Consider the following 13,380-nt stretch of genomic DNA (forward strand, 5'->3'; position numbering starts at 1 on the left):
GATTCCATCTCCTTGTTTTTATGGTTCTTGAAAAGCGCTTACCGCTTCCGGCCCACGTAGCAGGCCGAGACGGCGATGACGGCGCAGAGGTAGATAAGGGCGCTTGTGGTGTAGTCGCCAGGCAGCTTCCGGATGGCGATGCACCCTGCGCACAGCGTTACGATGAACACGAAAGCCATGGTGGCCAAGATAAGAAGCCTTTCCTTCATCCGGTGATTCTCCTTCCGTCCTCGTACTTGATGCGCACCCAGCTGGATTCAGCCATGGCCTCCGCCACCAGGGCGTCCACGTCCAGGGCGGCTTCCACCTCCCGGACCTCCTCCACGGTGGGCCGGGTGCGGGGATGGCGGGGGGTGAAGACGGTGCAGCAGTCCTCATAGGGCAGTATGGAGGTGTCGAAGGTGCCGATCTTTCGGGCAATTTGGACGATCTCCTCCTTGTCCATGCCGATGACCGGGCGCAGGATGGGCAGCGAGACCGCGTCCTCGGTGACGGCCAGGGCCTGCATGGTCTGGCTGGCCACCTGGCCCAACGACTCGCCGGTGACCAGGGCGTGGGCGCCCACGCGCCGGGCCACCTGCTGGGCAATGCGCATCATGAAGCGGCGCATAATCAGCGTAAAGTACTCCTCCGGGCAGCCGCGGCGGATTTCCTCCTGGATGTGGGTGAAGGGCACCAGATGCACCACCAGCCGCCCCGTCCACGGCGTCAGCAGCCGCGCCAGCTCCAGCACCTTGTCCCGGGCCGCGTCGGATGTGTAAGGCGGGCTGATGAAGTGGACCATCTCCAGCTGGCAGCCCCGCTTGGCCATCATGTAGGAGGAGACAGGGGAGTCGATGCCGCCGGAGAGCAGCGAAACGGCCGTGCCGCCCATGCCGATGGGCAGGCCGCCCGCGCCGCTCTCAGCCGGGGCGTGGACATAGGCCGCGTTTTCCCGGATTTCCACGTAGACGGTGAGGTCCGGGCTGTGGACGTCCACGCTCAGGTGGGGGAAGGCGTCGTGGAGCTCGCCGCCCACCCACTGGCTCAGCTGGATGGAGGTCATGGGGAAGCGCTTATCCGCCCGCTTGGTCTCCACCTTAAAGCTCTTTGCCTGGCGCAGCGCGTCGCCAAGATAGGTCTTGGCTGCTGCGAGCACCGCTTCCTTGCTTTTTTCGCAGGGCATGGCCCGGGCCACGGCGATGACGCCGAACACCTGCCGGCAGGCGGCATAGGCGCCCTCTAAGTCGCACTCCGCCTCCAACGGCTCCACATAAATGGTGCTCTGGCGGGAGTAGACGTTGAATTTGCCGCAGTTGCGTACCCGGCGGCGGACGTTGGACAGGAGCTTATCCTCAAAGCTGCGGCGGTTGAGCCCCTTGAGCACCACCTCACCCAATTTTAAAAGAAACATTTCCCGGGCGGCCGTATCGTTCATAAAACCCCTCCATGCGCACTTGGGCGCGAAAATAGAAAGTATCCATCCGACCGCTTCCGAGGCCGCGGCGCGGCCAGGCGATCGGATGGTATGGGAATCCAAATACTTAAGTTCATTATATCGCATTTTTCCCTGGATAAAAAGGGGGAGCTTTGATTTTGCCGCATTGCACTTGCCTTTTTTCATGCTCTGCCATAAGATAGAAGGGGCGGGAACCGCCGGGAGAGGGAGGAGCCTATGAAAAAGGGATATGTATTCATTGCCATTGCCACGGTTTTGTTTTCCACCATGGAGATCGCGCTGAAGACGGTCTCCGGTGTATTCAACCCGTTGCAGATGACCTTCAGCCGCTTTTTCATCGGCGGCCTTATTTTGCTGCCCTTTGCCTTCAGGGCCCTGAAAAACAGGGGCATCACCCTGAGGTGGAAGGACCTGACGCCCTTTGTGGGCATCGGCTTTGTGGGCATGACGGTAAGCATGACCCTTTACCAGCTGGCGGTCACCCGGACGGAGGCGTCGGTGGTGGCGGTGCTCTTTTCCAGCAACCCGCTGTTCGTGCTGCTTTTTGCGTATCTTCTGTTGGGCGAGCCCATTTACAGGCGGAACCTCCTGGCCCTGGCATTGGAGATCGCCGGCATCCTCTTTGTCATCGACCCCATCCACATGGAGCTCTCCCCCTCGGGCGTGGTTTTGACGCTGCTGGCCTGCTTGACCTTTGCCCTCTACGGCGTCATGGGCAAGCGCCAGAGCCAGCGCTACGGCGGGACGGTCAACGCTTGCTTCAGCTTCCTGTTCGGCAGCCTGGAGCTGATGGCCCTGTCGCTGCTGACCCACCTCGGCCCCGTGGCGGACGCCATGGAGCGGCTGGGGCTGGACATGTTTGCCCGCATCCCCTTTTTCGCCGGCCACTCGGCCGCCACGCTGCCCACCTTCCTCTATGTCAGCGTGTGCGTCACTGGCGTTGGCTTTTGCAGCTACTTTTTGGCCATGGAGTACGCGCCGGCCAACACGGTGTCACTGGTGTTTTTCTTCAAGCCCATCCTGGCGCCCATCCTGGCCCTTCTCATCCTGAATGAGCAGATCGCGCCCAACCGCTGGATCGGCATTGCGCTGATGCTGGCCGGGTCGCTGGCAAATCTGCTGCCGCCTCTGCTGGATCAGCGCCGCGAGGCGGGGAAACAGGCGCAGGGCCAATGAAGCAAAATAAAAAAGAGCGCCGCCAACCATTGGTTGACGGCGCTCTTTGGTTACCCCTTTAAGATGTCTGTGTTGCGGTACTGGATGGCCTCCGCCAGGTGGTGGGGGCCAATGGACTCGCTCCCGTCCAGGTCGGCGATGGTGCGGCTCATGCGCAGAATGCGGTCGTGGGAGCGGGCGGTGAGGCCCATGCGCTCAAAGGCGGACTTCATCAGCTGCTCACAGCGGCCGTCTAAGGCGCAGTACCGGCCGATCATGGCAGGGGGCATTGCCGCGTTGCAGGAGATGTCCTCCGATGCGAAGCGGCGGCGCTGGATGAGGCGGGCCGCCTCCACCCGGGCCTTGACGGCGGAGGAGGGCTCCGGCGTCTCCCTGCGGCGCATGGCCTCGTACTCCACCGAGGGGACCGACACGTGGAGGTCGATGCGGTCCAGCAGGGGGCCGGAAATCTTCTGCACGTACCGCTCCACCTCCCGGTCGGAGCAGGTGCACCTCCCGGAGGGATGGCCCCGCCAGCCGCAGCGGCAGGGGTTCATGGCACACACCAGCATGAAGTCGCTGGGCATGCGGAGGGTGCCTCCGGCCCTGACCACCGTAACCTCCCCTTCCTCCAGAGGCTGTCGCAGCGCCTCCAGCACGTCCCGGTGGAACTCGGGCAGCTCGTCCAAAAAGAGCACGCCCCGGTGGGCCAGGGAAATCTCCCCGGGCCGCAGGGCCGGCCCGCCCCCGGTGAGGGCCGCGGCGGAGGCGGTGTGATGGGGGCTGCGGAAGGGCCGGCGGGTCAAAAGCGGGTGTTCCGGGTCCGTGAGCCCGGCAACGGAATAGATGCCCGATACCTCCAGGGCCTCCTGAGGCGTCAGGTCCGGAAGGATGGAGGGAAGCGAGCGGGCCAGCATGGATTTGCCCGCGCCGGGCGAGCCGATGAGCAGAAGGTTGTGGCCGCCCGCGGCGGCGATCTCCATGGCCCGCTTGGCGTTTTCCTGGCCCATGACGTCCTGGAAGTCCGGAAGGGGCTCCGTCTCCGGCTCGGGCGTCCATTGCGGGCAGGGGGAGAGGGGCTCTTCACCCCGGAGGTGGCGCACCAGGGCGGAGACGTCCTTCACGCCATAGACCGTGAGCCCCTCGGCCAGCGTGGCCTCGGCGGCGTTGCCGGCGGGGCAGAAGAGGGTATGCACCCCGGCCTTCACTGCGGCCAGGGCCATGGGCAGTACGCCGGAGACGCCGCGGGTGGCACCGCTTAAGGAGAGCTCGCCAAGAAAGGCGGCGTCCGCCGGCAGGACGGGCACCTCGCCCGACGCGGCCAGAAGCCCCACGAAGATAGGCAGGTCGTACACCGTCCCCGCCTTCTTTTGATTGGCCGGCGCCAGGTTCACGGTGATGCGGGAGACGGGGAACTTGGCGCCGCAGTTTTTTACCGCCGAGCGCACCCGCTCCCGGGCCTCCCGGACGGCGGCGTCGGGCAGCCCCACAATATCAAAGGCGGGCAGGCCGCCGGAGAGGAAGCACTCCACGCTGACCTCATAGCCCGATACGCCGGAAAGACCCAGGGATCGCACGCTGACCACCATCAGGACACACCTCGGATTTCTGAAAAATTGCCGCCTGGCGCGGCGAAAGGAGGGCGGCAGCCGCGTCTCTGTGCGCGGCCGCCTGGATGCTTGTGCGTATTTTACCATAAATTGCGGGATGGGGAAATGGGATTTGACAAATTCACCGGAATTTCCCTCCGGCAAAGAAAATGAAGTTGACAAATGAAGCTTGGGTGGTATACTGAGACACAATCAGGGAACTTAGGAAAGGATACCGAATTTATATGCGTAGCTTCTCCTTTACCGTCGAATACAGCTTCTTTTATGCTTATTACTTTTTTAATAAGCATATTTGTGCTGCACAGAGCCGGTAAAGGTTCCGAGTTTTGCTGAAGGAATTTCGTAATGGCAAGACCGCAGTGTAGCACACTGCGGTCTTTATTTTTTTCGACGTAAGGAGAATGCACCATGATTATCGTACTCAAGCCCAATCCCGATCAAAAACAGTTAGAGGCCCTGAAGAAGTGGCTTTGCGAACAGAACCTGACCGTCCACGATTCCCTGGGTGTCAACAATACCGTCCTGGGCCTGGTGGGCGACACCACCGCCGTGGATACGGAGATGCTCCGGGCCATGAGCATCGTCCAGGATGTGCAGCGTGTCCAGGAGCCCTATAAGTGCGCCAACCGGAAGATGCACCAGACCGACACGGTCATCGATGTGGGCGGCGTGAAGATCGGCGGGGGCACTTTCCAGATCATGGCCGGCCCCTGCTCCATTGAGAGCCAGGAGCAGATCAGCGAGATCGCCGTGGCCGTGAAGGCCGCCGGCGCCAGCATCCTCCGGGGCGGCGCCTTCAAGCCCCGCACCTCTCCGTACGCCTTCCAGGGCCTGCGGGAAAAGGGCCTGGAAATGCTCATCAACGCCAGCCGCCAGGCCGGGATGCCGGTGGTCACTGAGATCATGGATATCTCCCAGCTGCCCTATTTCGAGGATGTGGACGTGATCCAGGTGGGCGCCCGGAACATGCAGAACTTTGAGCTCCTCAAGGAGTTGGGCAAAACCGACAAGCCCATCCTCCTCAAGCGGGGCTTCTCCGCCACGCTGACCGAGCTTTTGATGAGCGCCGAGTACATCATGGCCGGCGGCAACGAGAAGGTGATCCTCTGCGAGCGGGGCATCCGCACCTTTGCCACCGACACCCGCAACACCCTGGATCTCTCTGCCATCCCGCTGCTGCGCCGGATGACCCATCTGCCCATCATCGTGGACCCCAGCCACGGCACCGGCATCCGCTCCCTGGTGAAGCCCATGGCCCTGGCCAGCGCCATCATTGGTGCGGACGGGCTGATGGTGGAGGTACACAACCACCCGGAAAAGGCTTGGTGCGACGGCCAGCAGTCCATCACGCCCGAGACCTTTGCCGATGTGGCCAAGTGCGTCCGGGACGTGCTGCCGTACCGCTGCCGCGAGGAGATTGAATAAGTCCGGAAGGAGAGAGGACCATGCCCACCATCCATGTGCATACCAAGCCCGAATATGACATCCACATCGGCCGGGGCCTTTTGGACCGGTGCGGGGAGCTGACCCGGGCGGTGAAGGCGCCCTGCCGCGCGCTGGTGCTGTGCGACACCAATGTGGAACCCCTGTACGCCGACCGGGTGGAGCGCTCCTTTGCCGCCACCGGGTACGAGGTGACGCGCCATGTCTTCCCCGCCGGGGAGCAGAGCAAGAACCTGGCCGTCCTGGGGGAACTCCTGAACCGTCTGGGTGAGGAGGGCTTCACCCGCACGGACCTGCTGGCGGCCCTGGGCGGCGGCGTCTGCGGCGACATGGGGGGCTTTGCCGCGGCGGTGTTCCAGCGGGGCATCGACTTTGTCCAGATCCCCACCACGCTGCTGGCGGCGGTGGACTCCTCCGTGGGCGGCAAGACGGCGGTGGACCTGCCCTGCGGCAAAAACATGGCCGGCTGCTTCTGGCAGCCAAAGGCCGTGATCTGCGACCCGGACCTGTTCGACACGCTGTCGCCGGAGGTGTTCGCCTGCGGCATGGCGGAGACCATCAAGACCGGTGCCATCCTGGATAAAGCCCTCTTTGAACAGTTGGAGCGCTGCGACATCCGCAGCGAGATCGAGGCCGTGGTGGCCCGCTGCTGTGAGCTCAAGCGCTCCGTGGTGGAGGAGGACGAGCGGGACCTGGGCCTGCGCCAGCTCCTCAATTTTGGCCATACCATCGGCCACGGCATCGAGCGCACCTCCCACTTCACATTGCCCCACGGCTACGCCGTTGCCATTGGCATGGTGCTCATGGCCCGCGCCGCCGAGCGCCTGGGCGCCTCCGAGGAGGGGATTACGGAGCGGCTCATCTCCATTTTGCAGCGCTACGGCCTGCCCACCTCCACCGACCTGCCGGTTAAAACTCTGTGCGAGGCCTCCCACATGGATAAAAAGCGCTCGGGCAAGGACATCACCATTGTGGTGCCGGAGCGGCTGGGCGCCGCCGTCCGCCGGAGGATGACCATGGAGGAGCTGGACCGGTGGATCATCAAGGGGGCAAGCGTATGAACGTCCGCATCCGCCCCAGCGTCCTGCGGGGCACGGTGGAGGCCATTTCCTCCAAGTCCTGCCTCCACCGCCAGATGATCTGCGCCCTCCTCTCCCGGCGGGAGACCGCCATTGCCTGCCGGGGCCTCTCCCGGGATGTGGAGGCCACCGCCCAGTGCGCCCGGGCCCTGGGGTGCGCGGTGGAGCTCAGTGAGACAGCCATCCGCCTGCGCCCGGCGGAGCGCACGGCGGATCGGCCGCTGCTGCCGTGCGGCGAGTCCGGCTCCACGGCCCGCTTCCTCCTGCCGGTGGCCGCCGCGGTCACGGAGGGCTTTTCCATGGCCGGGGAGGGAAGGCTTCCCTACCGGCCCATGGCGGACCTGGTCCGGGCCATGGAGGAGAATGGCTGCACCATCTCCGGCGACCACCTGCCCCTGACGGTGGAGGGCCGCCTGCGCAGCGGGACCTACCGCCTGCCGGGAGATGTGAGCTCCCAATATGTGACGGGGCTGCTGCTGGCCCTCCCCAATTTGGATGGGGACAGCGCCATTGAGCTGACCACGCCCCTTCAGTCGAGGGCCTATGTGGACATCACTTTGGAGGTGCTGGAGTCCTTCGGCGTTCGGGTGGAAAAAAGCGGAAACGGCTTTTTTGTGCCTGGGAACCAGGCCTTTACGCCGCCTGATGGCCTGCGGGCGGAGGGGGACTGGTCCAACGCCGCGTTCTGGTTCTGCGCCGCTGCCATGGGTGAAAACCGGGTGGAGGTCACCGGCCTCAACGGCTGGAGCGTCCAGGGCGACCGGGCGGTGGTGGAGGTGATCCGCCGCATGAGTCAGGAGGGCGACCTCTCCATCCGGGTAGAGGAGATTCCGGACCTGGTGCCGGCGCTGTCCATTCTGGCCTGCGCCCGGCGGGGAAAAACCACCTTCACCGGGGCTGGCCGCCTCCGGCTGAAGGAGAGCGACCGGATTGAGTCCTGCCGCCGGATGGTCTGCGCCTTAGGCGGCAGCGCCGAGGCAGGGCCCGACAGCCTCAGCGTCTTAGGGAGCGGCGCGCTGCGCTGCGGCACGGTGGACGGGTGCGGCGACCACCGCATCGTCATGGCCGCCGCCATCGGCTCCCTTTTGTGCAGCGGGGACGTCACCGTCATGGGCGCGGAGGCGGTGAATAAGTCCTATCCCCAGTTCTTTGCAGATTTCCGCGCCTTGGGAGGGATTGTGGATGACATCCTTTGAGCTTGGACAAAACTTCACCGTACAGGTTTTCGGCCAGTCCCACGCCGACGCCATCGGCGCCGTGGTGGACGGCCTGCCCGCCGGAAAGCGGATCGACCTGGACGAGGTCTTCCGATTTATGGGGCGGCGCGCCCCGGGAAAGAACGCCTTTTCCACCGCGCGCCGCGAAGCGGATCAGCCGGAGGTGCTCTCCGGGCTGATAGACGGCGTTACGACCGGCGCGCCGGTGTGCGCCGTCATCCGCAACGAAAATGTGCGCAGCGGCGACTATGCCAACGTCCTGACCGTGCCCCGTCCGGGCCACGCTGACTTTCCGGCCTATGTGAAGTACGGCGGGTGGAACGATGTCCGGGGCGGCGGGGCCTTCTCCGGCCGGATGACGGCGCCGCTGTGCTTTGCCGGCGCGCTGTGCCTCCAGCTCCTCCGGGAGCGGGGAATCGAGGTCTTTGCCCACATCCGTTCCATCGCCGGAATCGATGACGCGGTACCGGACCCCTGCTGTCCGGACCTTGAGGCGCTGCGCGCCGTGGCGCAAAAGGAATTTCCCACCCTCTCCGACGCGGCGGGGCAGCGGATGCGCTCCGCCATCGCCCAGGCACGGGAGGAGGGCGACAGCGTGGGCGGAGTCATCGAGTGCGTGGCTGTTGGCCTTCCCGTGGGGCTGGGCAGCCACATGTTCGGCGGGGTGGAAAACCGCCTCAGCGCCGCCCTCTTCGGCATCCCCGCCGTCAAGGGAGTGGAGTTCGGCAGCGGCTTTGCAGGCTGCGGCCGCCGGGGAAGTGAGAACAACGACCCCTTCCGCCTGCGGGAGGGGAGGGTGGTCACCACGAAAAACGACCACGGCGGCGTTTTGGGCGGCATGACCAGCGGCATGCCTCTTGTGCTGCGCATCGGCGTCAAGCCAACCCCTTCCATTGCAAAGCCGCAGCAGTCCGTGGACCTCATCGCCATGGAGGAGACGGAACTCAGCATACGCGGCCGCCACGACCCCTGCATCGTCCCCCGGGCGGTGCCGGTGGCGGAAGCGGTGACGGCCATTGTGCTGCTGGACCTTTTATACGATAACAACTGAACGGATCTTATATTGAATGAGAATAAAGGAGAGTACCTACTATGGACATTCAGGAATTGCGCGCCGGGATCGACGCCGTTGACAATCAGATTCGGGACCTTTTCACCCAGCGCATGGACCTGTCCAGCCAGATCGCCGACTATAAACGCTCCAACAAGCTGCCCATCCTGGACCGCACCCGGGAACGGGAAATCCTGGCCCGGCTGACGGCAGATCAGGACCCGGACCTGGCCAACTACACCCGGATGCTGTTCAAGACCCTTTTCGACATGAGCCGGGCCTATCAGTCCGCCCGCATGGGCGAGAGCCAGCAGCTGGAGGAGCAGATCAAATCCGCCCTGGAGGCTTCCCCCCGCAAGCTGCCCCAGAACGTCACCGTGGCCTGCCAGGGTGTGGAGGGCGCCTACTCTCAGATTGCCTGCGACAAGCTGTTCGCCTCCGCCGGCGTCATGTTCATGGACAGCTTTGAGGGCGTGGCCCGGGCGGTGGGCAGCGGCCTTTGCGACTACGGCATATTGCCCATTGAAAACAACCTCTACGGCTCCGTCAACGAGGTCTACGACCTGATGCGCAAGCACAGCTTCTATATCGTCCGCTCCATCAAGCTGCGCATCAACCACTCCCTGGTGGTGAAGCCGGGGACAACGGACGGGGACATCCGGGAGATTTTCTCCCACGAGCAGGCCATCGGCCAGTGCAGCGAGTTTTTGAAGAAGTACCCCAACGCCAAGGTCACCATCTGCGAGAACACGGCCATGGCCGCAAAGCATGTGGCCCAGTCCGACCGCTCCGACGTGGCCGCCATCTGCTCCGCCGAGTGCAGCGAGCTCTATGGCCTCAAGCAGCTCCACCGGGACATCCAGAACAGCGACAACAACTACACCCGCTTCATCTGCATCGCCAAGGACCTCCAGATTCTGGAAGGGGTCAATAAGGTCAGCATCCTCTTCCGCGTGCCCCACCGCCCCGGCTCCCTCTATGAGGTGCTCTCCACCTTCGCCACCGTGGGCGTCAACGTCTCCAAACTGGAGAGCCGCCCCATCCCGGGCCACGACTTTGACTTCCTCTTCTATGCCGACGTGGACGCGGACTGCCGGGAGGAGCAGACGGTGAAGATGCTGTGCGACCTGACCCGCTGCACCGAGGAAATGACCTTCCTGGGCGCTTACTCTGAGGCGTAACCATGTACGGGCTCATCGGAAAGACACTGGGCCACAGCTTTTCCCCCCAGCTACACCGCTGGATGTGGGGCTGCGAGTACCGGCTTCTCCCCATGGACGAGGCGGCGGCGGAGCAGTTTTTCACCCAGCGCGCCTTTGACGGCGTCAACGTCACCATCCCCTACAAGCAGCTTGCCCTGCGGCTGTGCGACGAGGTGGACGACCGGGCCGAGCGCATCGGCGCGGTGAACACGGTGGTAAACCGGGGCGGGCGGCTCTATGGCTACAACACGGACTATGACGGCCTCTCCGCCTGCATCCGCCGTGCGGGGATCAGCCTTCTGGGCCGCAAGGTGCTGATCCTTGGCACCGGCGGCACCTCCCGCACCGCCCACGCGGTGGCGGAGGACCTGGGCGCGGAGGAGATCGTCACCATCTCCCGCTCCGGCCCGGACAACTATGAGAACATCCGCCGCCACGCGGGCGCGGAAATCCTCATCAACACCACGCCTGTGGGCATGTACCCCGCTGCGGGCGCGGCGGCGGTGGACATCGGCGTCTTCCCCAACCTCCAGGGCGTGGTGGACGCGGTCTACAACCCCCTGACCACCTACTTGGTGGACCAGGCCCGGCAGCGGGGGATTCCCGCCACCTGCGGCCTTCCTATGCTGGTGATCCAGGCCCAGCGGGCGGGGGAGCACTTCTCCGGGCGGCGCATCTCCGACGCGTCGGCCGAGGCCGCGCTGCGCCGCATCACGGCGGAGCAGACCAACCTGGTGCTGATGGGCATGCCCGGCAGCGGCAAGAGCACGGTGGGCGCCATGCTGGGCAAGCGGCTGGGCCGCCCCTTCGTGGATTTGGACGAGGAGGTTGTCCGCACCGCAGGCAAGCCCATATCGGAGATTTTCGACTCCGGCGGGGAGGACGCCTTCCGGAACATAGAGTCCCAGGTGCTGCGCCAGGTCAGCGCCCGCCACGGCATCGTGCTGGCCCTGGGCGGCGGCACGGCGGTGCGGGAGGAGAACCGCTATTTCATCCGCCAGAACGGCCGCGTCTACTACCTCCAGCGGCCCCTTGAATCGCTCTCCGGCGAGGGGCGGCCCCTCTCCAAGAGCCCCGAGGCCATCCGGGCCCTCTATGAAGAGCGCAGGGAGGTCTACCAGTCCATGGCCGACGTAAGCGTGGACTGCTCCGCCTGCGGCACGGAGGAGGCCGCCGCGATCATTGCAAAGGAGTGGCAAAGCCTATGAAGATCATGGTGCTCAACGGCCCCAACCTGAACCTTTTGGGCGTCCGGGAGCCGGGGATTTACGGCACCGTCAGCTATGCGGGGCTTCTTGAGCTGCTGGAGGGCTACGCCGCCGCCCACGGCCATGAGCTCATCTGCCGCCAGAGCAACCACGAGGGGGATTTGGTGGACTGGATTCAGGAGGCCCGCGGCAAGTGCGACGGCATCGTCATCAACCCCGGCGCCTATACCCACACCAGCGTGGCGCTTTTGGACGCGGTGAAGGCCGTGAACCTCCCCACGGTGGAGGTCCACATCTCCGACGTAGACAGCCGGGAGCCCTTCCGGCAGGTGTCCTACATCTCCCTTGGGTGCGTGCGCACCATCAAGGGCATGGGCCTGGAGGGGTACCTGGAGGCCATCCGCACATTGGAGAAAAGAGGGGAAGCACAGTGAACTACCATTTTTCCAGGCTCATGAGCCGCCAGAGCGACAGCGTGGAAAAGCTGCTGAAAAACACCAACGACCCGTCCCTGATCCCCTTCTCCGCCGGCAACCCGGCGCCGGAGGCCTTCCCGGTGGCGGAGCTTGCGGCCCTGTGCGGCCGGATTTTCGCCGAGCAGCCGGTGGCGGCATTGCAGTATAACCTGTCCAGCGGCTACCCCGCCCTGCGGGACACGGTGAAGCGCTGGGTGCGGGAGCGCTGCGGCGTGGGCGGCGTGGAGGACGAGGTCCTCATCACCACCGGCTCCCAGCAGGGCATGATCCTCACCGCCCGGGCGCTGTGCGACCCCGGTGACGTGGTGCTGTGCGAGGAGTACACCTTCCTGGGCGCGCTCAACTCCTTCCGCTCCTGCGGGGCGGACACGGTGGGCGTGGCCATGGAGCCGGACGGCATGAGCATCCCAGACCTGGAGCGCAAGCTGAAGGCCCATCCCAACGCCCGCTTTCTCTACACCATCCCCAACTTCCAAAACCCCACCGGCGTCACCCTCAGCGCGGAGAAGCGGCGGGAGGTCTACCGCCTGGCCTGCCGGTACGGCATCGTGATTTTGGAGGACGACCCCTACGGCGAGCTGCGGTTTTGCGGCGAGCCGCTGCCGCCCATCAAGACGCTGGATGAGGAGGGCCGGGTCATCTACTGCGGCAGCTTTTCCAAGGTGGTGGCGCCGGGCCTGCGGGTGGCCTACGCCGTGGCCAACCGGGAGCTTGTCACCCGCATGAGCCGGGACAAGGCCGGCGACGACGTGCACACCAGCGCTCTGCCGCAGATCCTCTGCCACCGCTTGATCACGGAGACGGATTTTGCGGCCCACCTAACGGGCCTGAAGCAGGTTTACCGGCGCAAGGCCCGGCTGATGATGAACTGCCTGGACCGGGAGGCGGTCCCCTCCGGCATTTCCTACCTGCCTATCGACGGCGGCATGTTCCTCTGGTGCACCCTGCCCGAGGGGGCCGGCATGCTGGATTACTGCGCCCGCCTGGCGGCGGATGCCCACGTGGCCGTGGTGCCGGGCAGCGCCTTTGCCGCCGACGAGGGCGCGCCCTGCCGGAGCTTCCGCATGAATTTTTCCACCCCGTCGGACGAGGACATCGTCCGGGGCTGTGAACAGTTGGGCGTGTTTACAAGGAAGTATCTGGGAAGATAAAGAGAGACCCGCTCCGCCGGTTACAGGCGGAGCGGGTCGTTTTGTTTGAATCAGATACGAGTTCCAAATCGCAGTTATTGTATCTCCTGAGCCAAGTTATCAAAGATCGGATTGGAGAAAAATTCGCCCAAGGAGATTCCCAGACCGTCGCACAGTTTTTTGATGGTCACGATAGAGACATCTTTGCGGCTGCTGTCCAACATACTGTATACCGTGGATGGTGTAACACCTGAACTTGTTGCAAGTTCATTGGGCCGTATCTGCCGCTCATCACAAAGCTCTATAAATCTGGCAACTACCGCCTCTTTGACAACCATATTCATCACCTCTACCAAATGGTATCGGCATAT

General features: G+C 64.3%; 13 protein-coding genes. 9 read left to right on the forward strand and 4 right to left on the reverse strand.

What is annotated here, in order from left to right; translation table 11 throughout:
- Window positions 1–38: 38 nt before the first annotated feature.
- Entirely contained in the window at window positions 39–209 is a 171-nt protein-coding gene (locus H8790_RS12780) for a hypothetical protein (protein WP_187332896.1), read from the reverse strand.
- Window positions 206–1,417: a tRNA uracil 4-sulfurtransferase ThiI gene (gene thiI / locus H8790_RS12785; protein ID WP_187332897.1), complete on the reverse strand. Its 1,212-nt coding sequence runs from the start codon at window positions 1,415–1,417 to the stop codon at window positions 206–208. Before thiI ends, H8790_RS12780 begins: the two co-directional genes overlap by 4 nt.
- Before the next feature lie 237 nt (window positions 1,418–1,654).
- Between thiI and H8790_RS12790 the strand changes: the two genes are divergently transcribed.
- Window positions 1,655–2,614, forward strand: a complete 960-nt coding sequence (locus H8790_RS12790; RefSeq protein ID WP_187332898.1) for a DMT family transporter — start codon at window positions 1,655–1,657, stop codon at window positions 2,612–2,614.
- A 50-nt stretch (window positions 2,615–2,664) separates the two neighbouring features.
- On the opposite strand, the gene H8790_RS12795 is transcribed toward H8790_RS12790, so the two are convergent.
- Entirely contained in the window at window positions 2,665–4,182 is a 1,518-nt protein-coding gene (locus H8790_RS12795) for a YifB family Mg chelatase-like AAA ATPase (RefSeq protein ID WP_187332899.1), read from the reverse strand.
- 429 nt (window positions 4,183–4,611) lie between these two features.
- Between H8790_RS12795 and aroF the strand changes: the two genes are divergently transcribed.
- From aroF to H8790_RS12835, 8 genes are read left to right on the forward strand one after another with little or no spacing between them, the layout of a single operon-like run.
- Window positions 4,612–5,628: a 3-deoxy-7-phosphoheptulonate synthase gene (gene aroF, locus H8790_RS12800; RefSeq protein WP_187332900.1), complete on the forward strand. Its 1,017-nt coding sequence runs from the start codon at window positions 4,612–4,614 to the stop codon at window positions 5,626–5,628.
- Window positions 5,629–5,648: 20 nt separating this feature from the next.
- Window positions 5,649–6,707, forward strand: coding sequence for a 3-dehydroquinate synthase (aroB, locus tag H8790_RS12805; RefSeq protein WP_187332901.1), 1,059 nt, complete (start codon window positions 5,649–5,651; stop codon window positions 6,705–6,707).
- Complete coding sequence (gene aroA / locus H8790_RS12810; RefSeq protein WP_187332902.1) at window positions 6,704–7,921, forward strand: 3-phosphoshikimate 1-carboxyvinyltransferase; 1,218 nt, start codon at window positions 6,704–6,706, stop codon at window positions 7,919–7,921. The genes aroB and aroA overlap by 4 nt, the downstream gene beginning before the upstream one ends.
- Window positions 7,908–8,993 carry a chorismate synthase gene (aroC, locus tag H8790_RS12815; protein ID WP_187332903.1) on the forward strand — a complete coding sequence of 362 codons (1,086 nt, stop codon included), beginning with the start codon at window positions 7,908–7,910 and terminating at the stop codon, window positions 8,991–8,993. Before aroA ends, aroC begins: the two co-directional genes overlap by 14 nt.
- 41 nt (window positions 8,994–9,034) lie before the next feature.
- A complete protein-coding gene (locus H8790_RS12820; protein ID WP_187332904.1) occupies window positions 9,035–10,174 on the forward strand; it encodes a bifunctional chorismate mutase/prephenate dehydratase in 1,140 nt (379 codons plus the stop codon).
- Between the two features lie 2 nt (window positions 10,175–10,176).
- Window positions 10,177–11,403 carry a shikimate kinase gene (locus H8790_RS12825; RefSeq protein WP_187332905.1) on the forward strand — a complete coding sequence of 409 codons (1,227 nt, stop codon included), beginning with the start codon at window positions 10,177–10,179 and terminating at the stop codon, window positions 11,401–11,403.
- Window positions 11,400–11,837, forward strand: a complete 438-nt coding sequence (gene aroQ / locus H8790_RS12830) for a type II 3-dehydroquinate dehydratase (protein ID WP_187332906.1) — start codon at window positions 11,400–11,402, stop codon at window positions 11,835–11,837. Before H8790_RS12825 ends, aroQ begins: the two co-directional genes overlap by 4 nt.
- Entirely contained in the window at window positions 11,834–13,030 is a 1,197-nt protein-coding gene (locus tag H8790_RS12835; protein ID WP_187332907.1) for an aminotransferase-like domain-containing protein, read from the forward strand. Before aroQ ends, H8790_RS12835 begins: the two co-directional genes overlap by 4 nt.
- 74 nt (window positions 13,031–13,104) lie before the next feature.
- Here the strand turns inward: H8790_RS12835 and H8790_RS12840 are convergent, their stop codons facing one another.
- Window positions 13,105–13,347: a helix-turn-helix domain-containing protein gene (locus H8790_RS12840; RefSeq protein WP_187332908.1), complete on the reverse strand. Its 243-nt coding sequence runs from the start codon at window positions 13,345–13,347 to the stop codon at window positions 13,105–13,107.
- Window positions 13,348–13,380: the final 33 nt, after the last annotated feature.

The organism is Oscillibacter hominis (assembly GCF_014334055.1).
In the GTDB taxonomy this organism is placed as follows: Bacteria; Bacillota; Clostridia; order Oscillospirales; family Oscillospiraceae; genus Oscillibacter; species Oscillibacter hominis.